32 protein-coding genes are annotated in these 19,517 nt (G+C 54.6%); all 32 read left to right on the top strand.

Translation table 11 applies throughout. The features are described from left to right. The first annotated feature begins 25 nt into the window (after window positions 1-25). The 32 genes from fusA (at window position 26) to bfr (ending at window position 19,490) form a co-directional block, all read left to right on the top strand. Complete coding sequence (gene fusA / locus ACM6IQ_RS04760; RefSeq protein ID WP_017341072.1) at window positions 26-2,131, top strand: elongation factor G; 2,106 nt, start codon at window positions 26-28, stop codon at window positions 2,129-2,131. Between the two features lie 31 nt (window positions 2,132-2,162). Then, a complete protein-coding gene (gene tuf, locus ACM6IQ_RS04755) occupies window positions 2,163-3,356 on the top strand; it encodes an elongation factor Tu (RefSeq protein WP_052909674.1) in 1,194 nt (397 codons plus the stop codon). Window positions 3,357-3,512: 156 nt separating this feature from the next. Further along, entirely contained in the window at window positions 3,513-3,824 is a 312-nt protein-coding gene (gene rpsJ, locus ACM6IQ_RS04750; RefSeq protein WP_003186070.1) for a 30S ribosomal protein S10, read from the top strand. Window positions 3,825-3,904: 80 nt separating this feature from the next. Beyond that, window positions 3,905-4,540, top strand: coding sequence for a 50S ribosomal protein L3 (gene rplC / locus ACM6IQ_RS04745; RefSeq protein ID WP_003186059.1), 636 nt, complete (start codon window positions 3,905-3,907; stop codon window positions 4,538-4,540). Between the two features lie 12 nt (window positions 4,541-4,552). Then, window positions 4,553-5,155, top strand: coding sequence for a 50S ribosomal protein L4 (gene rplD, locus ACM6IQ_RS04740; RefSeq protein WP_007896707.1), 603 nt, complete (start codon window positions 4,553-4,555; stop codon window positions 5,153-5,155). Then, the gene (rplW, locus tag ACM6IQ_RS04735) at window positions 5,152-5,451 is read left to right on the top strand and encodes a 50S ribosomal protein L23 (protein ID WP_002555488.1); all 300 of its coding nucleotides are present in this window, start codon (window positions 5,152-5,154) and stop codon (window positions 5,449-5,451) included. Before rplD ends, rplW begins: the two co-directional genes overlap by 4 nt. 14 nt (window positions 5,452-5,465) lie before the next feature. Next, the gene (rplB, locus tag ACM6IQ_RS04730) at window positions 5,466-6,290 is read left to right on the top strand and encodes a 50S ribosomal protein L2 (RefSeq protein WP_003210080.1); all 825 of its coding nucleotides are present in this window, start codon (window positions 5,466-5,468) and stop codon (window positions 6,288-6,290) included. A 16-nt stretch (window positions 6,291-6,306) separates the two neighbouring features. Then, a complete protein-coding gene (rpsS, locus tag ACM6IQ_RS04725; RefSeq protein ID WP_002555486.1) occupies window positions 6,307-6,582 on the top strand; it encodes a 30S ribosomal protein S19 in 276 nt (91 codons plus the stop codon). A 13-nt stretch (window positions 6,583-6,595) separates the two neighbouring features. Further along, window positions 6,596-6,928 carry a 50S ribosomal protein L22 gene (gene rplV / locus ACM6IQ_RS04720; protein ID WP_003103908.1) on the top strand — a complete coding sequence of 111 codons (333 nt, stop codon included), beginning with the start codon at window positions 6,596-6,598 and terminating at the stop codon, window positions 6,926-6,928. A gap of 13 nt (window positions 6,929-6,941) precedes the next feature. Further along, a complete protein-coding gene (gene rpsC, locus ACM6IQ_RS04715) occupies window positions 6,942-7,628 on the top strand; it encodes a 30S ribosomal protein S3 (RefSeq protein ID WP_003176422.1) in 687 nt (228 codons plus the stop codon). Window positions 7,629-7,640: 12 nt separating this feature from the next. Continuing rightward, window positions 7,641-8,054, top strand: coding sequence for a 50S ribosomal protein L16 (rplP, locus tag ACM6IQ_RS04710; protein WP_007896757.1), 414 nt, complete (start codon window positions 7,641-7,643; stop codon window positions 8,052-8,054). Continuing rightward, entirely contained in the window at window positions 8,054-8,245 is a 192-nt protein-coding gene (rpmC, locus tag ACM6IQ_RS04705) for a 50S ribosomal protein L29 (protein ID WP_008030901.1), read from the top strand. The genes rplP and rpmC overlap by 1 nt, the downstream gene beginning before the upstream one ends. 2 nt (window positions 8,246-8,247) lie before the next feature. Further along, window positions 8,248-8,514 carry a 30S ribosomal protein S17 gene (gene rpsQ, locus ACM6IQ_RS04700; protein WP_003176419.1) on the top strand — a complete coding sequence of 89 codons (267 nt, stop codon included), beginning with the start codon at window positions 8,248-8,250 and terminating at the stop codon, window positions 8,512-8,514. A 23-nt stretch (window positions 8,515-8,537) separates the two neighbouring features. After that, complete coding sequence (gene rplN / locus ACM6IQ_RS04695; protein ID WP_002555479.1) at window positions 8,538-8,906, top strand: 50S ribosomal protein L14; 369 nt, start codon at window positions 8,538-8,540, stop codon at window positions 8,904-8,906. 11 nt (window positions 8,907-8,917) lie between these two features. Then, window positions 8,918-9,232, top strand: coding sequence for a 50S ribosomal protein L24 (gene rplX / locus ACM6IQ_RS04690; RefSeq protein ID WP_003176416.1), 315 nt, complete (start codon window positions 8,918-8,920; stop codon window positions 9,230-9,232). Window positions 9,233-9,254: 22 nt separating this feature from the next. Next, the gene (gene rplE / locus ACM6IQ_RS04685) at window positions 9,255-9,794 is read left to right on the top strand and encodes a 50S ribosomal protein L5 (protein WP_003176415.1); all 540 of its coding nucleotides are present in this window, start codon (window positions 9,255-9,257) and stop codon (window positions 9,792-9,794) included. A gap of 13 nt (window positions 9,795-9,807) precedes the next feature. Continuing rightward, window positions 9,808-10,113 (top strand): 30S ribosomal protein S14, encoded by a 306-nt coding sequence (rpsN, locus tag ACM6IQ_RS04680; RefSeq protein ID WP_003176414.1) that lies wholly within the window; start codon window positions 9,808-9,810, stop codon window positions 10,111-10,113. 210 nt (window positions 10,114-10,323) lie between these two features. Then, on the top strand, window positions 10,324-10,716 hold the full coding sequence (gene rpsH / locus ACM6IQ_RS04675) for a 30S ribosomal protein S8 (RefSeq protein WP_003186040.1): 393 nt from the start codon (window positions 10,324-10,326) through the stop codon (window positions 10,714-10,716). Window positions 10,717-10,728: 12 nt separating this feature from the next. Next, on the top strand, window positions 10,729-11,262 hold the full coding sequence (gene rplF / locus ACM6IQ_RS04670) for a 50S ribosomal protein L6 (RefSeq protein WP_003176412.1): 534 nt from the start codon (window positions 10,729-10,731) through the stop codon (window positions 11,260-11,262). A gap of 10 nt (window positions 11,263-11,272) precedes the next feature. Continuing rightward, window positions 11,273-11,623: a 50S ribosomal protein L18 gene (gene rplR, locus ACM6IQ_RS04665; protein ID WP_017341069.1), complete on the top strand. Its 351-nt coding sequence runs from the start codon at window positions 11,273-11,275 to the stop codon at window positions 11,621-11,623. 3 nt (window positions 11,624-11,626) lie between these two features. Then, the gene (gene rpsE / locus ACM6IQ_RS04660) at window positions 11,627-12,127 is read left to right on the top strand and encodes a 30S ribosomal protein S5 (protein ID WP_007943782.1); all 501 of its coding nucleotides are present in this window, start codon (window positions 11,627-11,629) and stop codon (window positions 12,125-12,127) included. A 2-nt stretch (window positions 12,128-12,129) separates the two neighbouring features. Further along, the gene (rpmD, locus tag ACM6IQ_RS04655) at window positions 12,130-12,306 is read left to right on the top strand and encodes a 50S ribosomal protein L30 (RefSeq protein WP_003186033.1); all 177 of its coding nucleotides are present in this window, start codon (window positions 12,130-12,132) and stop codon (window positions 12,304-12,306) included. A 3-nt stretch (window positions 12,307-12,309) separates the two neighbouring features. Continuing rightward, window positions 12,310-12,747, top strand: coding sequence for a 50S ribosomal protein L15 (gene rplO, locus ACM6IQ_RS04650; RefSeq protein WP_007896782.1), 438 nt, complete (start codon window positions 12,310-12,312; stop codon window positions 12,745-12,747). Beyond that, window positions 12,748-14,076, top strand: a complete 1,329-nt coding sequence (gene secY, locus ACM6IQ_RS04645) for a preprotein translocase subunit SecY (RefSeq protein ID WP_008073883.1) — start codon at window positions 12,748-12,750, stop codon at window positions 14,074-14,076. 27 nt (window positions 14,077-14,103) lie between these two features. Beyond that, complete coding sequence (rpmJ, locus tag ACM6IQ_RS04640) at window positions 14,104-14,220, top strand: 50S ribosomal protein L36 (RefSeq protein ID WP_002555468.1); 117 nt, start codon at window positions 14,104-14,106, stop codon at window positions 14,218-14,220. A 130-nt stretch (window positions 14,221-14,350) separates the two neighbouring features. After that, window positions 14,351-14,707, top strand: a complete 357-nt coding sequence (gene rpsM / locus ACM6IQ_RS04635; protein WP_003186020.1) for a 30S ribosomal protein S13 — start codon at window positions 14,351-14,353, stop codon at window positions 14,705-14,707. Window positions 14,708-14,737: 30 nt separating this feature from the next. Next, the gene (rpsK, locus tag ACM6IQ_RS04630) at window positions 14,738-15,127 is read left to right on the top strand and encodes a 30S ribosomal protein S11 (protein ID WP_002555466.1); all 390 of its coding nucleotides are present in this window, start codon (window positions 14,738-14,740) and stop codon (window positions 15,125-15,127) included. Window positions 15,128-15,145: 18 nt separating this feature from the next. Beyond that, window positions 15,146-15,766, top strand: a complete 621-nt coding sequence (gene rpsD, locus ACM6IQ_RS04625; protein ID WP_003210056.1) for a 30S ribosomal protein S4 — start codon at window positions 15,146-15,148, stop codon at window positions 15,764-15,766. A 22-nt stretch (window positions 15,767-15,788) separates the two neighbouring features. Then, window positions 15,789-16,790, top strand: a complete 1,002-nt coding sequence (locus ACM6IQ_RS04620) for a DNA-directed RNA polymerase subunit alpha (RefSeq protein ID WP_003186012.1) — start codon at window positions 15,789-15,791, stop codon at window positions 16,788-16,790. Between the two features lie 42 nt (window positions 16,791-16,832). Next, complete coding sequence (gene rplQ / locus ACM6IQ_RS04615; protein WP_007943777.1) at window positions 16,833-17,219, top strand: 50S ribosomal protein L17; 387 nt, start codon at window positions 16,833-16,835, stop codon at window positions 17,217-17,219. Window positions 17,220-17,421: 202 nt separating this feature from the next. Then, window positions 17,422-18,876, top strand: a complete 1,455-nt coding sequence (locus ACM6IQ_RS04610; RefSeq protein ID WP_414878164.1) for a catalase — start codon at window positions 17,422-17,424, stop codon at window positions 18,874-18,876. A 149-nt stretch (window positions 18,877-19,025) separates the two neighbouring features. Beyond that, on the top strand, window positions 19,026-19,490 hold the full coding sequence (bfr, locus tag ACM6IQ_RS04605) for a bacterioferritin (protein ID WP_008030905.1): 465 nt from the start codon (window positions 19,026-19,028) through the stop codon (window positions 19,488-19,490). Window positions 19,491-19,517: the final 27 nt, after the last annotated feature.

Below are 19,517 nucleotides of genomic sequence, written 5' to 3'. Positions count from 1 at the left end.
GCGTCACTAATTTTGCGAGGGCTTTATGGCTCGTACAACACCGATTAATCGCTACCGTAACATTGGTATCGTAGCTCACGTGGATGCTGGTAAAACCACCACCACCGAGCGCGTCCTTTTTTACACTGGCAAAAGTCACAAAATGGGCGAGGTGCATGACGGCGCCGCGACCACCGACTGGATGGTGCAGGAGCAGGAGCGTGGTATTACCATTACTTCTGCTGCCATTACCGCCTTCTGGCAGGGTTCCGAGAAGCAGCACAAAGACCAATACCGCTTCAACGTCATCGACACCCCGGGCCACGTTGACTTCACTATTGAAGTTGAACGTTCCCTGCGTGTTCTCGACGGCGCGGTTGTTGTGTTCTGCGGTACCTCGGGTGTTGAGCCTCAGTCGGAAACCGTATGGCGTCAGGCCAACAAATACGGCGTTCCACGTCTTGTTTACGTAAACAAGATGGACCGTGCTGGTGCGAACTTCCTGCGCGTGATCGGTCAGATCAAGCAGCGTCTGGGTCACACCCCGGTGCCAATCCAGTTGGCTATCGGTTCCGAAGACAATTTCCAGGGTCAGATCGATCTGATGGCCATGGAAGCTGTTTACTGGAATGACTCCGACAAAGGCATGGTTCCTGTTCGCAAGCCTATCCCTGCTGAATTGCAGGAACTGGCTGACGAATGGCGCGGCAACATGATTGAAGCTGCAGCCGAAGCCAGCGAAGAGCTGATGAACAAGTACCTCGAAGGTGAAGAACTCACCAACGCGGAAATCAAGGCCGCTCTGCGTCAGCGTACTATCGCTGGCGAGATCGTTCTGGCTGTTTGCGGTTCTTCCTTCAAGAACAAGGGTGTTCCCCTGGTTCTCGACGCCGTTATCGACTACCTGCCTGCTCCTACCGACATTCCTGCCATCAAGGGTACTGACCCGGATGACGAGACCAAGGAAATGGAGCGTCACGCAGACGACAGCGAGCCGTTCTCGGCTCTGGCGTTCAAGATCGCTACCGACCCATTCGTGGGTACCTTGACCTTCGTCCGCGTTTACTCGGGCGTGTTGGCCTCCGGCGACGGCGTGATCAACTCGGTTAAAGGCAAGAAAGAGCGCGTGGGTCGTATGGTGCAAATGCACGCAAACGCCCGTGAAGAAATCAAGGAAGTACGCGCTGGTGACATCGCGGCCTTGATCGGCATGAAGGACGTCACCACGGGTGAAACTTTGTGCAACGCTGACAAGCCAATCATCCTGGTTCGCATGGACTTCCCGGAGCCGGTTATTTCGGTTGCCGTTGAGCCTAAGACCAAGGACGACCAGGAAAAAATGGGTATCGCTCTGGGCAAACTTGCTCAGGAAGATCCATCTTTCCGCGTCAAGACTGATGAAGAGACTGGTCAAACGATCATCTCCGGCATGGGCGAGTTGCACCTGGACATCCTGGTAGACCGGATGCGCCGTGAGTTCAACGTCGAAGCCAACATCGGTAAGCCTCAAGTTTCGTACCGTGAGCGCATCACGAAGAGCTGCGAAATTGAAGGCAAGTTCGTTCGTCAGTCCGGCGGTCGTGGCCAGTTCGGTCACTGCTGGATTCGTTTTGCTCCTGCTGACGAAGGTCAGGAAGGTCTGCAATTCCTGAACGAAGTAGTGGGTGGTGTGGTTCCTAAGGAATACATCCCGGCTATCCAGAAGGGTATCGAAGAGCAGATGAAGAACGGCGTAGTTGCCGGCTATCCGCTGATCGGCCTGAAGGCTACCGTGTTTGATGGTTCCTACCACGACGTCGACTCCAACGAGATGGCGTTTAAGGTGGCTGCTTCCATGGCGACCAAGCAACTGGCCCAGAAGGGCGGTGGTGAGTTGCTTGAGCCGATCATGGCGGTAGAGGTTGTTACGCCTGAAGACTATATGGGTGACGTGATGGGCGACCTTAACCGTCGTCGCGGCATGATCCTGGGTATGGAAGACACGGTCTCCGGCAAAGTAATTCGTGCTGAAGTTCCGCTGGGTGAGATGTTCGGTTATGCGACCGACGTCCGTTCCATGTCCCAAGGTCGCGCAAGCTACTCTATGGAATTCAAAAAATACAATACGGCTCCGTCGCACATCGTCGAAACCGTTACCAAAAAACAAGGCTGATTCAGCCCCTTTAGGCTAGGAGTTAATTGTCGTGGCTAAAGAAAAATTTGATCGTTCCCTACCGCACGTCAACGTTGGCACCATCGGTCACGTTGACCATGGTAAAACCACTCTGACTGCTGCTCTGACTCGCGTCTGCTCCGAAGTTTTCGGTTCGGCTGTTGTTGCTTTCGACAAAATCGACAGCGCTCCAGAAGAAAAGGCTCGTGGTATCACCATCAACACCGCGCACGTTGAATACAACTCGCTGATCCGTCACTACGCTCACGTTGACTGCCCAGGTCACGCTGACTATGTGAAGAACATGATCACCGGTGCTGCTCAGATGGACGGCGCTATCCTGGTTTGCTCGGCCGCTGATGGTCCGATGCCACAAACCCGTGAGCACATCCTGCTGTCCCGCCAGGTTGGCGTTCCGTACATCGTTGTCTTCCTGAACAAGGCTGACATGGTTGACGACGCTGAGCTGCTGGAACTGGTTGAGATGGAAGTGCGCGACCTGCTGAGCACTTACGACTTCCCAGGTGACGACACTCCGATCATCATCGGTTCGGCTCTGATGGCTCTGAACGGCCAAGACGACAACGAAATGGGCACCACTGCCGTTCGTAAACTGGTTGAGACTCTGGACAGCTACATTCCAGATCCAGTTCGTGTTATCGACAAGCCGTTCCTGATGCCAATCGAAGACGTATTCTCGATCTCCGGTCGCGGTACTGTTGTAACTGGTCGTATCGAGCGCGGTATCGTCAAGGTTCAGGATCCACTGGAAATCGTTGGTCTGCGTGACACTACCGTCACCACCTGCACCGGTGTTGAAATGTTCCGTAAGCTGCTCGACGAAGGTCGTGCTGGCGAGAACTGCGGCGTTCTGCTGCGTGGTACCAAGCGTGACGACGTTGAGCGTGGCCAGGTTCTGGTTAAGCCAGGTTCGGTTAAGCCGCACACCAAGTTCGAAGCTGAAGTCTACGTTCTGAGCAAAGAAGAAGGCGGTCGTCATACTCCGTTCTTCAAAGGCTACCGTCCACAGTTCTACTTCCGTACTACTGACGTGACTGGTAACTGCGAACTGCCGGAAGGCGTTGAAATGGTAATGCCAGGCGACAACATCAAAATGGTTGTCACCCTGATCAAGACCATCGCAATGGAAGACGGTCTGCGTTTCGCTATCCGTGAAGGCGGTCGTACCGTCGGCGCTGGCGTCGTAGCCAAAATCATCGAGTAAGCTCTTTTTGAGTAAGCTTTGATGAGTTGAAAAAGCCCCCGCTTAGCGGGGGCTTTTTTATTGGGTTGACACCTATCTGGGGCGTCTATAGAATTGCGCCTCCTTTTAACGGGCGTATTGCGCCCGGTGGGAATAGCAGCCGGAGTCTGAAATCCAATGCAAAATCAGCAAATCCGTATCAGGTTGAAGGCTTTTGACCATCGCCTGATCGACCAATCCACCCAGGAAATCGTGGAAACCGCGAAACGTACTGGTGCTCAAGTGCGTGGTCCAATTCCACTGCCTACCCGTAAAGAGCGGTTCACCGTTCTGGTCTCCCCGCACGTCAACAAAGACGCGCGTGACCAGTACGAGATCCGTACTCATAAGCGCGTTCTGGACATCGTCCAGCCAACGGATAAAACCGTTGATGCTCTTATGAAGCTTGATCTTGCGGCCGGTGTGGAAGTGCAGATCAGCCTCGGCTAAGACTCGGTCTTAGTCGTGTAACGCTCTGAAATGGGCGGCCATAGCGGGTGAAAGCCCCGTACACTCATGAGGTTTACAACATGACTATTGGTGTAGTCGGTCGTAAATGCGGTATGACCCGTATTTTCACCGAAGAAGGTGTCTCCATTCCGGTCACGGTCATTGAGATCGAGCCGAATCGCGTCACCCAGTTCAAAACTGAAGAGACCGATGGCTATCGTGCAGTGCAAGTCACTGTAGGCGAGCGTCGTGCTTCGCGTGTAACAGCTGCTCAGGCTGGCCACTTCGCTAAGGCGAACGTAGCCGCTGGTCGTACCGTAATGGAATTCCGTCTTGAAGAAGGCGAGTACCAGGCCGGCGATCTGATCAACGCTGAAATCTTCGCCGCTGGTCAGCTGGTTGATGTAACCGGTCAGTCCAAGGGTAAAGGCTTCCAGGGTACGATCAAGCGTTGGAACTTCCGCGGGCAAGATAATACCCACGGTAACTCCGTGTCCCACCGCGTTCCAGGCTCTATCGGCCAGTGCCAGACTCCTGGTCGTGTATTCAAGGGCAAAAAAATGTCCGGTCATATGGGCGCTGAGCGCGTGACCGTGCAGTCCCTCGAAGTAGTGCGCGTGGACGCTGAACGCAATCTGTTGTTGGTCAAGGGTGCTGTTCCTGGCGCTACTGGCGGCAACTTGGTTGTACGTCCAGCAGCCAAGGCTCGCGGTTAAGGGGAAGCTGACATGCAATTAAATGTAAATGACGCTCAAGCGATCGAAGTTTCCGAACTGACATTTGGCGGCGAATTCAACGAGACGCTGGTTCACCAAGCAGTCGTGGCCTACATGGCTGGCGGCCGTCAAGGTAGCAAGCAGCAAAAGACCCGTTCCGACGTTCGTGGTGGCGGTAAGCGCCCATGGCGTCAGAAAGGTACTGGCCGTGCTCGTGCCGGTACTATCCGTAGCCCAATCTGGCGTGGCGGCGGTACCACTTTCGCAGCTCGTCCTCAGGATCACACCCAGAAGCTGAACAAGAAGATGTATCGCGCAGCAATGCGCTCCATCCTTGCTGAGCTGGTGCGTACTGATCGTCTGGTTGTGGTTCAGGACTTCGCTGTTGATGCACCGAAGACCAAAGATCTGCTGAACAAACTGACCGGCATGGGCCTGACTGACGTCTTGATCGTGTCTGAAGTAGTTGATCAGAACCTGTACCTGGCTGCTCGTAACCTGCCACACGTTGATGTACGTGACGTGCAAGGTTCCGATCCAGTTAGTCTGATCGCATACGACAAGGTGTTGATCACCGTGTCGGCCGTGAAGAAATTCGAGGAGCTGCTGGGATGAACCAGGAACGCGTATTTAAAGTTCTGCTTGGCCCGCACGTTTCCGAGAAGGCTACGGTTCTGGCTGACAAGAAAGGCCAGTTCGTTTTCAAGGTTGCAACTGACGCAACCAAGCTGGAAATCAAGAAGGCCGTCGAAAGCCTGTTCAGCGTGAAAGTAGAGCGTGTTACTACCCTGAATGTTCTGGGTAAGAGCAAGCGCACTGCTCGCGGTCTGGGCAAGCGTAATGACTGGAAGAAGGCAGTTATCTCCCTTCAGCCAGGCCAAGATCTCGATTTCAGCAGCAGTGCTGAGTAAGGAAGGGGTGCATCATGGCAATCGTTAAATGCAAACCGACTTCCCCTGGCCGCCGTTTTGTGGTCAAGGTGGTCAACCAGGAGCTGCATAAAGGCGCTCCTCACGCACCGCTGCTCGAGAAAAAATCGAAGACTGGTGGTCGTAACAACAATGGTCGTATTACCACTCGTCACATCGGTGGTGGCCATAAGCAGCATTATCGTCTGGTCGATTTCCGTCGCAACGACAAAGATGGCATCGCTGCCACTGTCGAGCGTATCGAATACGATCCAAACCGTACTGCTCACATCGCTCTGCTGCTGTACGCAGATGGCGAGCGTCGCTACATCATCGCCCCTAAAGGCGTGAGTGCTGGCGACCAGCTGATCGCAGGTGCTCTGGCACCGATCAAGCCGGGCAACGCTCTGCAACTGCGTAACATTCCAGTTGGTAGCACCGTACACGGCATCGAATTGAAGCCAGGTAAAGGCGCGCAAATCGCTCGTTCCGCTGGTGCTTCGGCTCAGCTGATCGCTCGTGAAGGTGTCTACGTGACCCTGCGTCTGCGTTCTGGTGAGATGCGTAAAGTGCTGGCTGAATGCCGCGCGACCCTGGGTGAAGTCTCGAACTCCGAGCACAGCCTGCGTTCGCTGGGTAAAGCTGGTGCCAAACGCTGGCGTGGCGTTCGCCCAACCGTTCGTGGTGTTGCCATGAACCCGGTTGACCACCCACATGGTGGTGGTGAAGGTCGTACCTCTGGTGGTCGTCATCCGGTATCGCCATGGGGCTTCCCGACTAAGGGCGCGAAGACTCGTGGTAATAAGCGTACCGACAAAATGATCGTCCGTCGTCGCAAGTAAATAGAGGGATACGACAGTGCCACGTTCTCTGAAAAAAGGTCCTTTTATTGATCTTCACCTACTGAAGAAGATCGAAGTGGCGGCGGAAAAGAACGATCGCAAACCAGTTAAAACCTGGTCGCGTCGTTCGATGATCCTGCCACAAATGGTCGGTCTGACCATTGCAGTGCATAACGGTCGTCAACATGTTCCAGTTCTCGTGAACGAAGACATGGTCGGCCACAAACTGGGCGAGTTTGCCGGTACCCGCACATATCGTGGGCACGTGGCAGACAAGAAAGCCAAGCGTTAAGGGGTAAGGAACGATGGAAGTAGCCGCTAAGTTGTCGGGCGCTCGAATCTCCGCCCAGAAAGCCCGCTTGGTCGCCGACCAGATCCGCGGGAAGAAGGTGGGCGAAGCGCTCAACCTGTTGGCTTTCAGCAGTAAGAAAGCCGCCGAGATCATGAAGAAAGTGCTGGAGTCGGCCGTAGCCAACGCCGAGCATAACGAAGGCGCAGACGTTGATGACCTTAAAGTCAGCACCGTTTTCGTCAACGAAGGGCGTTCGCTGAAGCGAATCATGCCACGTGCCAAAGGCCGTGCTGATCGCATCGTCAAGCGGTCTTGCCATATCACTGTCAAGGTTGCTGACAAGTAACGGAGTCGAAGAGATGGGTCAGAAAGTACATCCCATTGGCATTCGCCTGGGAATCGTCAAGGAGCACACCTCCGTCTGGTACGCAGACGGTCGGACTTATGCGGACTATTTGTTCGCTGATCTGAAGGTGCGTGAGTATCTCCAAGACAAACTAAAAAGCGCGTCCGTAAGCCGTATCGATATCCATCGTCCGGCTCAAACTGCACGTATCACCATCCACACCGCTCGTCCAGGTATCGTTATCGGGAAGAAAGGTGAAGATGTTGAGAAACTGCGTCAGGACCTGACCAAGCAAATGGGTGTGCCTGTGCACATCAATATCGAAGAAATCCGCAAGCCGGAGCTCGACGGTATGTTGGTTGCGCAGAGCGTAGCTCAGCAGCTGGAGCGTCGCGTAATGTTCCGTCGCGCTATGAAGCGCGCTGTACAGAACGCCATGCGCATTGGTGCCAAAGGCATCAAAATCCAAGTGAGCGGTCGTCTCGGCGGTGCTGAAATCGCACGTACTGAATGGTATCGCGAAGGTCGTGTGCCACTGCACACCCTGCGTGCCGACATCGACTATGCCAACTACGAAGCTCACACCACTTACGGTGTGATCGGTGTAAAGGTTTGGATCTTCAAGGGCGAAGTAATTGGTGGTCGCCAAGAAGAACTGAAACCACAAGCACCAGCGCCTCGTAAAAAAGCTGCTAAGTAAGGGGTACGCCAAATGTTGCAACCAAAGCGTACGAAGTTCCGCAAGCAGATGACAGGCCACAACCGTGGTCTGGCTCAGCGCGGTAGCAAAGTCAGCTTCGGCGAGTTCGCGCTGAAGTCTGTAGCTCGTGGTCGTCTCACCGCTCGTCAGATCGAGTCAGCGCGTCGTGCACTGACCCGTCACGTTAAACGTGGCGGCAAGATCTGGATCCGTGTATTCCCGGACAAGCCTATTTCCAAAAAGCCCCTCGAAGTTCGGATGGGTAAAGGTAAGGGTAGTGTGGAGTACTGGGTTGCCCAGATTCAGCCAGGCAAAGTCCTGTATGAAATCGAGGGCGTTTCTGAAGAGCTGGCGCGTGAGGCTTTTGCCCTGGCTGCTGCAAAGCTGCCGCTCGCCACCGCTTTTGTTAAACGGACGGTGATGTGATGAAAGCGAACGAACTTCGTGAAAAAGACGCGCCGCAGCTTAACGAGCAACTGCTCGGCCTGCTGCGCGACCAGTTCAATCTGCGTATGCAGAAAGCAACTGGCCAGTTGGGGCAGTCTCACCTGCTCCGGCAAGTTAAGCGTGACATCGCTCGCGTGAAGACTGTGCTCAAACAGCAGGCAGGTAAGTAATCATGGCTGAAGCCGAAAAAACCGTCCGTACGCTGACTGGCCGTGTTGTCAGCGACAAAATGGACAAGACCATCACCGTTCTGATCGAGCGTCGCGTAAAGCACCCGATCTACGGTAAATACGTTAAGCGTTCGACTAAGCTGCACGCGCACGACGAAACCAATCAGTGCCACATCGGCGACAAAGTCACTATTCGTGAAACTCGTCCTTTGGCCAAGACCAAGTCTTGGGCGCTGGTTGATGTTCTCGAACGCGCTGTGGAAGTCTAAGGACTAGGGGTCGGAGAAATTATATGATTCAGACTCAATCCATGCTCGATGTGGCCGATAACAGCGGCGCACGCCGCGTTATGTGCATCAAGGTGCTGGGTGGCTCCCATCGTCGTTACGCTGGTATCGGTGACATCATCAAAGTTACCGTGAAGGAAGCAATTCCTCGCGGTAAAGTGAAAAAAGGCCAAGTGATGACTGCTGTTGTAGTCCGCACTCGTCACGGCGTACGTCGTGCTGATGGCTCCATTATCCGCTTTGATGGCAACGCTGCTGTTCTTCTGAACAACAAGCAAGAGCCGATCGGCACCCGTATCTTTGGGCCAGTGACCCGTGAACTTCGTACTGAGAAGTTCATGAAGATCGTCTCGCTCGCCCCAGAAGTGCTGTAAGGAGATCCGACATGCAAAAGATTCGTCGTGACGACGAGATCATCGTGATCGCCGGCAAAGACAAAGGTAAGCGCGGTAAGGTGCTTAAGGTTCTCGCTAACAACCGTCTGGTTATTGGCGGTCTGAACCTGGTAAAGCGTCATACCAAGCCTAACCCTATGTCGGGCGTGCAAGGCGGTATCGTCGAAAAAGAAGCTCCACTGGATGCTTCTAACGTCGCCATTTTCAACGGCGAAACCAACAAGGCTGATCGCGTTGGTTTTAAAGTAGAAGACGGCAAGAAAATTCGTGTCTTCAAGTCGACCCAAAAAGCGGTTGATGCTTGAACACTGCTAGGTAGATGAGACCATGGCACGACTAAAAGAGATTTACTGGAAGGAAATCGCACCGAAGCTTAAGGAAGAACTTAAGCTTTCGAACGTGATGGAAGTTCCACGCGTTACAAAAATCACCCTGAACATGGGTCTGGGCGAAGCGGTCGGTGACAAAAAAGTCATCGAGCACGCTGTTGCTGACCTGGAAAAGATCACCGGCCAGAAAGTCGTTGTGACCTACGCTCGGAAATCCATCGCTGGCTTTAAAGTCCGTGAAGGTTGGCCGATCGGCGTCAAAGTGACCCTGCGCCGTGAGCGTATGTATGAATTCCTGGATCGTCTGCTGTCGATCTCCCTGCCTCGGGTTCGCGACTTCCGCGGCCTGAATGCCAAGTCCTTCGATGGTCGTGGTAACTACAGCATGGGCGTTAAAGAGCAGATCATCTTCCCGGAAATCGACTACGACAAGATCGATGCTCTCCGCGGTCTGGACATTACCCTGACCACCACTGCCAAGAACGATGACGAAGGTCGCGCCCTGTTGCGTGCTTTCAAATTCCCGTTCCGCAACTGATTGGAGTAGGAAAATGGCCAAGATGAGCATGAAAAACCGCGAGCTGAAGCGTCAGCTCACGGTTGCCAAGTACGCCAAAAAGCGTGCAGCACTGAAAGCTATCATCGTTGATCTGAACGCAAGTCCAGAAGCACGTTGGGAAGCTACAGTCGCTCTGCAGAAGCAGCCACGTGACGCAAGCGCTTCGCGCATGCGTAACCGCTGCCGCCTGACCGGTCGTCCACACGGCGTTTACCGCAAGTTCGGCCTCGGCCGTAACAAACTGCGTGAAGCGGCCATGCGTGGTGACGTACCTGGTCTGGTTAAAGCCAGCTGGTAAGCACTGTCAAAGTCTCGGTGTTCGGGATCGCAAGATCCTGACCGCCGGTGACCTTGAACTTGAATCAAGCCCCTTTTGGGGCTTGATTCATTTGTGGGGTGTGTCTAGAATACCCGGCTCGCCTGAGCCCGTGCTTTTTTCGCGCGGATGTACTCGGCGACACGTAGTAGCCGCAAGGCTAATTTTTTGTGTATTAGGAGCGTCTAGCCCATGAGTATGCAGGACCCGTTAGCGGACATGCTAACTCGAATCCGTAATGCCCAGATGGCTGAAAAGTCCGTCGTAAGCATGCCATCTTCTACTTTGAAGGTGGCTGTTGCCAAAGTCCTGAAGGACGAAGGTTACATTGCGGGTTATCAGATCAGCAGCGAAATCAAGCCACTGCTGTCCATCGAGCTGAAGTACTTCGAAGGCCGTCCGGTCATCGAGGAAGTGAAGCGCGTTAGCCGTCCAGGCCTGCGTCAGTACAAGTCCGTCGATGATCTGCCAAAAGTTCGTGGCGGTCTCGGTGTGTCTATCGTCTCCACCAACAAAGGTGTGATGACGGATCGTGCTGCGCGCGCTGCCGGTGTCGGCGGCGAAGTTCTTTGCACTGTGTTCTAAGGGGGGATAAGCATGTCACGCGTCGCTAAGAACCCCGTTAAGCTGCCAGCCGGTGTCGAAGTCAAATTCGCAGGCCAACAGCTTTCGGTGAAGGGTGCCAAGGGCACTCTCGAACTGAACATCCATTCGTCCGTTGAGATCGTTGAAGAAGCTGGTGAGCTGCGTTTCGCTGCTCGCAATGGCGATCAACAAACTCGCGCAATGGCTGGTACCACTCGTGCGTTGGTAAACAACATGGTCCAAGGCGTAAGCCAAGGCTTCGAGCGTAAGCTCCAGCTGGTCGGTGTTGGTTACAAAGCGCAAGCAAAAGGCACAGTGCTGAACCTGGCTCTTGGCTTCTCGCACCCAGTGGATTATGAACTGCCGGAAGGCATCACCGCTGAGACTCCTAGCCAGACCGATATCCTGATCAAGGGCATCGATAAGCAGCTGGTAGGTCAAGTGGCCGCCGAGATCCGCGACTTCCGTCCACCAGAGCCGTACAAAGGCAAAGGTGTGCGCTACGCGGACGAAGTCGTCCGTCGTAAAGAAGCCAAGAAGAAGTAGGGCATAGCAAATGACCGACAAAAAAGTTACTCGACTGCGTCGCGCTCGCAAAGCACGCCTGAAAATGCACGAACTCGAAGTCGTGCGTCTCTGCGTGTTCCGCTCGTCGCAGCACATCTACGCCCAGGTCATTTCGGCCGACGGCGCCAAAGTTCTGGCATCTGCCTCGACTTTGGATAAAGAACTGCGTGATGGTGCTACTGGCAACATCGACGCGGCCACTAAGGTTGGCCAGCTGGTCGCTACGCGTGCTAAGGCCGCTGGCGTCTCGCAAGTGGCTTTCGACCGCTCTGGCTTCAAGTACCACGGCCGCGTTAAAGCGCTGGCTGATGCTGCTCGTGAAGCTGGGCTGGAGTTCTAAGTTATGTCAAATAACGACCAAAAGCGCGACGAAGGCTACATCGAGAAGCTGGTTCAAGTTAACCGCGTAGCCAAAACCGTTAAAGGCGGCCGTATCTTCACTTTCACCGCGTTGACCGTGGTTGGTGATGGTAAAGGGCGTGTTGGCTTCGGCCGTGGCAAGTCACGTGAAGTGCCTGCTGCGATCCAGAAGGCAATGGAAGCTGCTCGTCGCAACATGATCCAAGTTGATCTGAACGGCACCACTCTGCAGTACGCAATGAAGTCCGGTCACGGCGCTTCGAAGGTGTACATGCAGCCTGCATCTGAAGGTACCGGTATCATCGCTGGCGGCGCTATGCGTGCTGTCCTCGAAGTTGCTGGCGTTCAGAACGTTCTGGCCAAGTGCTACGGCTCGACTAACCCGGTAAACGTGGTTCACGCCACTTTCAAAGGTTTGAAAGCTATGCAGTCTCCTGAATCCATTGCCGCCAAGCGTGGCAAAAGCGTCAAGGAGATCTTCTGATCATGGCTACCGTTAAAGTTACGCTGATCAAAAGCATGACCGGCCGCATCCCTAACCACAAACTGTGCGTTAAGGGTCTGGGTCTGCGTCGCATCGGTCACACTGTAGAAGTACTTGATACTCCCGAGAATCGCGGGATGATCAACAAGGCTTACTACATGCTGCGTGTCGAGGGTTAATCGATGAAACTCAATGATCTGAGTCCAGCGCCGGGTTCCCGTCGCGAAAAGCATCGTCCGGGCCGTGGTATCGGTAGTGGTTTGGGCAAGACCGGTGGCCGTGGCCACAAAGGTCAGTCCTCCCGCTCCGGTGGCACCATTGCTCCAGGCTTTGAAGGCGGTCAACAGCCGCTGCATCGTCGCCTGCCGAAGTTCGGTTTCGTTTCCCTGAAAGCCATGGATCGCGCAGAAGTGCGTTTGTCCGAGCTGGCTAAAGTGGAAGGCGACATCGTCACCGTGCAGTCCTTGAAAGATGCCAACGTGATCAACGTCAACGTACAGCGTGTGAAAATCATGCTGTCCGGCGAAGTGACTCGCGCTGTTACCATCGGAAAGGGAATCGGCGCCACCAAAGGTGCGCGTGCGGCTATCGAAGCAGCTGGCGGCAAGTTCGAGGAATAAATGGCTAAGCAAGGTGCTCTCTCTGCGCTCGGCAAAGGCGGTATGTCTGAACTCTGGGCTCGTCTGCGTTTTCTGTTCCTGGCGATTATCGTCTACCGAATAGGCGCACACATCCCGGTTCCAGGTATCAACCCGGACCGACTCGCGGACCTGTTTCGACAGAATGAGGGGACCATTCTTAGCTTGTTCAACATGTTTTCCGGCGGCGCGCTGGAGCGGATGAGCATCTTTGCACTGGGGATCATGCCGTACATCTCGGCATCGATCATCATGCAACTGATGACAGCCGTCAGCCCGCAGCTGGAGCAGTTGAAGAAGGAAGGTGAAGCTGGGCGTCGCAAGATTGCCCAGTACACCCGCTACGGCACTGTCGTCCTCGCTCTCGTTCAGGCAATTGGCATGTCCATTGGTCTGGCGGGGCAGGGCGTATCGTTCACTGGTGACTTTGGCTTCCATTTCGTCGCGGTATCCACTTTTGTGGCTGGTGCGATGTTCATGATGTGGCTGGGTGAGCAGATTACTGAGCGTGGTGTTGGCAACGGTATCTCGATGTTGATTTTCGCAGGTATCGTCGCCGGTCTTCCGAGAGCGATCGGGCAGTCTTTCGAGTCTGCACGTCAGGGTGATATCAACATTTTTGCCCTGGTTGCCATCGGTTTGCTGGCAGTAGCGATTATCGGTTTTGTGGTGTTCATTGAGCGTGGCCAGCGTCGTATTGCTGTTCACTACGCCAAGCGTCAGCAGGGCCGGAAGGTCTTCGCTGCGCAGACTAGCCACTTGCCGCTGAAGGTGAACATGGCCGGTGTTATTCCGGCTATTTTCGCGAGCAGCATTTTGCTGTTCCCGGCTTCGTTGGGTACCTGGTTCGGTCAGTCTGAAGGTATGGGCTGGTTGCAGGACATCTCGCAGTCGATCGCTCCTGGTCAGCCGTTGAATATTCTGCTGTTTAGTGCAGGGATTATTTTCTTCTGCTTCTTCTATACGGCGTTGATGTTCAATCCGAAAGACGTAGCGGAAAACCTGAAGAAGTCCGGTGCCTTTATTCCGGGCATCCGTCCAGGTGAACAGTCGGCACGCTACATTGATGGCGTTCTGACTCGTTTGACCCTGTTCGGTGCTCTATATATGACGGCCGTGTGTCTGCTTCCCCAGTTCCTGGTGGTTGCGGCAAACGTACCGTTCTACCTTGGCGGGACCTCGTTGCTGATCGTCGTCGTGGTTGTGATGGACTTCATGTCCCAAGTACAATCGCACCTCGTTTCGCACCAGTACGAATCCCTGATGAAGAAAGCCAACCTGAAGGGTTACGGCAGCGGCATGTTGCGCTGAGTACCCATAAGGTTCGAGGAGTTGGTGATGAAAGTTCGTGCATCGGTGAAAAAGCTGTGCCGTAACTGCAAGATTATTCGCCGCGAAGGTGTTGTTCGAGTAATTTGCAGCGCGGAACCGCGTCACAAACAGCGCCAAGGCTGAGTGTGATTGTGCTTCAAGCCCGGTAGCTAGTGCGCTACCGGGTTGATTATTTGTTATTACAGCGATATTATCTCGCGCCCTATTTCTTGGCTTCCGGGGCGTAGGTAGCTGTCAATTGGAGTCCCACTGAATGGCCCGTATTGCAGGCGTTAACATTCCAGATAACAAGCATACTGTTATCTCGCTGACCTACATCTATGGTGTTGGTCGCACTACTGCACAGAAGATCTGTGCAGTGACTGGGGTAAACCCAGCCGCAAAGATCAAGGATCTGAGCGACGAGCAGATTGAACAGCTGCGTGGCGAAGTGGCGAAGTTCACCACTGAAGGTGACCTGCGTCGCGAAATCAACATGAAAATCAAGCGTTTGATGGACCTCGGTTGCTATCGCGGTCTGCGTCATCGTCGTGGTCTTCCAGTGCGCGGTCAGCGTACCAAGACTAACGCGCGTACCCGTAAAGGTCCGCGTAAGCCGATCCGCAAGTAATCGCCCCAGCGAATCGACAGGAAATTAATCATGGCTAAACCTGCTGCTCGTCCTCGTAAAAAAGTTAAAAAGACAGTGGTTGATGGCATCGCCCACATCCATGCTTCTTTTAACAACACAATCGTGACCATCACCGACCGTCAAGGCAACGCTCTTTCCTGGGCTACCTCCGGTGGTTCGGGTTTCCGCGGTTCCCGCAAGTCCACCCCGTTTGCTGCTCAAGTAGCTGCTGAACGTGCTGGTCAAGCTGCGCTGGAATACGGTCTGAAAAACCTCGACGTTAACGTCAAAGGTCCAGGCCCAGGTCGTGAATCTGCAGTCCGCGCTTTGAACGGCTGTGGCTACAAGATCGCCAGCATCACCGACGTGACGCCAATCCCGCACAACGGGTGCCGTCCGCCGAAGAAGCGCCGCGTGTAATCCAGGAGATTGTAAAGAATGGCTCGTTACATTGGTCCAAAATGCAAACTCGCTCGTCGCGAAGGCACCGATCTCTTTCTGAAGAGCGGCGTGCGCGCGATCGAATCGAAGTGCAACATTGAAGCAGCACCTGGTATCCACGGCCAACGCCGCGGTCGCCAGTCCGATTACGGCACCCAACTGCGTGAAAAGCAGAAGGTCCGTCGTATCTACGGCGTTCTCGAGCGTCAATTCAGCGGCTACTACAAAGAAGCTGCTGGCAAGAAAGGTGCAACTGGTGAGAACCTGCTGCAACTGCTCGAATGCCGTCTGGACAACGTTGTATACCGTATGGGTTTTGGCTCTACTCGTGCCGAATCCCGTCAGCTGGTATCGCACAAATCCGTCAGCGTTAACGGTCAGACCGTAAACGTGCCGTCGTACCAGGTTCGTGCTGGTGACGTGGTCGCGATTCGCGAGAAAGCAAAGAACCAACTTCGCATTGTCCAAGCTCTCGATCTGTGTGCCCAACGTGGCCGCGTAGAATGGGTAGAAGTAGACACTGAGAAGAAGTCGGGCGTTTTCAAGAACGTTCCAGCTCGCAGTGATCTGTCCGCCGACATCAACGAAAGCCTGATTGTCGAGCTCTACTCCAAGTAAGGGCTAGAAAATAGGTGCATCCATGCAGATTTCGGTAAATGAGTTCCTGACACCCCGCCATATTGATGTGCAGGTTGTCAGTCCAACCCGCGCCAAGATCACTCTCGAGCCTCTCGAGCGTGGTTTCGGCCACACCCTGGGCAACGCGCTGCGACGCATCCTGTTGTCCTCAATGCCCGGCTGTGCAGTAGTCGAGGCCGAGATTGACGGTGTACTCCATGAGTACAGCGCCATCGAAGGCGTACAGGAAGACGTAATTGAAATCCTGTTGAACCTTAAAGGTCTGGCTATCAAGCTGCACGGTCGTGACGAAGTTACGCTGACCTTGTCGAAGAAGGGTTCGGGGGTGGTTACCGCTGCCGATATTCAGCTGGATCATGATGTCGAGATCGTTAACCCCGATCACGTAATCGCTAACCTGGCGTCTAACGGCGCCCTGAACATGAAGCTCACCGTAGCTCGTGGTCGTGGTTATGAACCGGCAGACTCGCGTCAGAGCGATGAAGACGAAAGCCGCAGCATCGGTCGCTTGCAGCTTGACTCTTCGTTCAGCCCGGTTCGCCGTATCGCATACGTGGTGGAAAACGCCCGTGTCGAGCAGCGTACTAACCTGGACAAGCTGGTTATTGATCTGGAAACCAACGGTACCCTGGATCCTGAAGAGGCTATTCGCCGCGCTGCAACCATCCTGCAACAGCAGTTGGCTGCGTTCGTCGACCTTAAAGGTGACAGTGAGCCTGTGGTTGTCGAGCAGGAAGACGAGATCGATCCGATCCTGCTTCGCCCGGTTGACGATCTGGAACTGACTGTACGTTCGGCTAACTGCCTTAAGGCGGAAAACATCTACTACATCGGTGACCTGATTCAGCGTACCGAAGTAGAGCTGTTGAAGACTCCGAACCTTGGCAAGAAATCCTTGACTGAAATCAAGGACGTTCTGGCCTCCCGCGGTCTGTCCCTCGGCATGCGCCTCGACAACTGGCCGCCTGCAAGTCTTAAGAAGGACGACAAGGCGACTGCCTGATCGTCGTAATCACCGAACGTCGTGTTTGGTAAGGAATGAACCATGCGTCATCGTAAAAGTGGTCGTCACCTGAGCCGCACTAGCTCGCACCGCAAGGCCATGTTTCAAAACATGGCAGTGTCGCTGTTCGAGCACGAGCTGATCAAAACTACACTGCCGAAAGCTAAAGAACTGCGTCGCGTTGCTGAGCCGCTGATCACTTTGGCCAAGACAGACAGCCTGGCTAACCGCCGTCTGGCTTTCGACCGTACTCGTTCGAAAGCTATCGTTGGTAAGCTCTTCAACGACCTGGGCAAGCGTTACGCTACCCGTGAGGGTGGCTACCTGCGCATCCTCAAGTGCGGTTTCCGCACTGGCGACAACGCGCCTATGGCGTACGTCGAGTTGGTTGATCGTGCTACCGGCGGTGAAGCTGTATCCGCTGAGTAAGACGTCAGTCTGAAACGAAAAACCGGGCCCTGTGCCCGGTTTTTTGTGGGCGATTGAAAAGTTTTGCCCTTAACGGCTCGCTTCGTTAGTTATTTTCTATCGAAGCCTGCAGGTTAATGAATTAGTAGGTGTAACGTTTCTGATCGATACTCCCTCTCAGCCGATTAGCCGGCAGTTAAAGACTGACAGAGGAAGAGATCGCATGAGCCAAAATAAAATACTTACGACCGCCAGTGGCGCTCCTGTCGCCGACAACCAGAATTCTCGTTCCGCCGGCCCTCGTGGCCCATTGCTCCTCGACGACTTCCACCTGATCGAGAAGCTTGCGCACTTCAACCGTGAAAACATCCCGGAGCGCCGCGTGCACGCCAAAGGCTCGGGTGCTTACGGTACGTTCACCGTCACGCGTGACATCACCGAGTACACCAGTGCCAAGCTGTTTGAATCGGTTGGCAAGCAAACTCCAACGTTCCTGCGGTTTTCCACCGTAGGCGGTGAGCGCGGTTCGGCCGATACAGAGCGGGATCCACGTGGCTTCGCCCTGAAGTTCTACACCGAGGAAGGCAACTGGGACATCGTAGGCAACAACACGCCGGTGTTCTTCATTCGCGATCCGCTCAAATTTCCGGACTTTATCCACACTCAAAAACGCCTGCCTCAGAGCAACCTGAAAAGCGCGCAGATGATGTGGGACTTCTGGTCGCACTCGCCTGAGGCGCTGCACCAGGTCACCATCCTGTTTTCGGACCGTGGCATTCCTGACGGCTACCGTCACATGCACGGGTTCGGCAGCCACACCTACAGCCTGATCAACGCCAGCGGCGAGCGTCACTGGGTGAAGTGGCACTACAAGACCCAGCAAGGTATCAAGAACCTGGCGCCGGCAGAGGCTGCACGCCTGGCGGGTACCGATCCGGATTACGCTCAGCGCGACTTGTTTGGTGCAATTGAGCGCGGTGATTTCCCGAAATGGCGCGTATGCATTCAGATCATGACTGAGGCCCAGGCTGCGGCGCACCATGAGAACCCTTTCGACGTGACCAAGACCTGGTCGCAGAAAGAGTTTCCACTGATCGAAGTCGGGGAGCTGGAGCTCAACCGTAATCCGCTGAACTACTTCGCTGAAGTCGAGCAGGCGGCGTTTGGTCCGAGCAACATGGTGCCGGGTGTCGGCCTGTCGCCAGACCGCATGCTGCAAGGCCGCGTGTTCGCTTATGCAGATGCGCACCGCTACCGTGTAGGCACCAACCACCAGCAGCTGCCGGTGAATGCGCCTCGCAGCCCGGTCAACAGCTACCAGCGTGATGGTTCCATGGCGTTTGGCAGCAATGGCGGCGCTACGCCGAACTATGAGCCGAACAGCTACCTCGATTCGCCAAAACAAGCGTCTCGCTATGCTGAGCCAGCTCTGGCATTGAATGGCGCGGCTGATCGTTACGATCATCGCGAAGACAACGACTACTACAGCCATGCCGGTGCGCTGTTCCGGCTCATGAATGATGAACAGAAGGCGCTGTTGGTCAACAACATTGCCGGGGCGATGTCTGGTGTTTCAAGCGATGTGGTTGATCGCCAATTGCAGCATTTCTTCAAGGCCGACCCGGCGTATGGAGAAGCAATCGCAAAGGCTCTTAACGTACAGCTTAACGAAGTCTAAACGAGAAGCAGAACCGCCCTCATCTGGGCGGTTTTTGCGCTATTTAAACCACTTTTCTCAGAATATCTTCGCTTTTATCGCGCTAACACAGTGACCAAACAGTCGCTGTGGTTCAAACTACAGACTTTCAAGCAGGGAGATGTAGGGCGATGCAAGGCCACCCAGACGTAATCGATTACCTCAACACGTTGCTGACCGGCGAACTGGCCGCCCGTGATCAATATTTCGTTCACTCGCGGATGTATGAGGACTGGGGATTCACCAAGCTCTACGAACGAATCAACCACGAGATGGAAGAGGAAGCAGGGCACGCCGATGCCCTGATGCGCCGGATCCTGATGCTGGAAGGCACGCCACGCATGCGTCCGGACGATCTCGATGTCGGCACCACGGTACCGGACATGCTCGCTGCCGATCTGCGTCTGGAATACAAAGTCCGCGCCGCACTCTGCAAGGGCATCGAACTCTGCGAGCAGCACAAAGACTACGTCAGCCGCGAGATGCTGCGCATTCAGTTGAACGATACCGAAGAAGATCACACCTACTGGCTCGAGAAGCAGTTGGGTCTGATCAAGTTGATCGGTCTTGAGAATTACCTGCAATCTCACACCTGATTGCACCCGGACACAAAAAAGCCCCTG

The sequence above is a fragment of the Pseudomonas sp. IT-P100 genome (assembly GCF_949767185.1).
Taxonomy (GTDB): Bacteria; Pseudomonadota; Gammaproteobacteria; order Pseudomonadales; family Pseudomonadaceae; genus Aquipseudomonas; species Aquipseudomonas fluorescens_B.
Note: the sequence above shows the minus strand (reverse complement) of the source record. Positions and strands in the feature narration are given on the sequence as shown.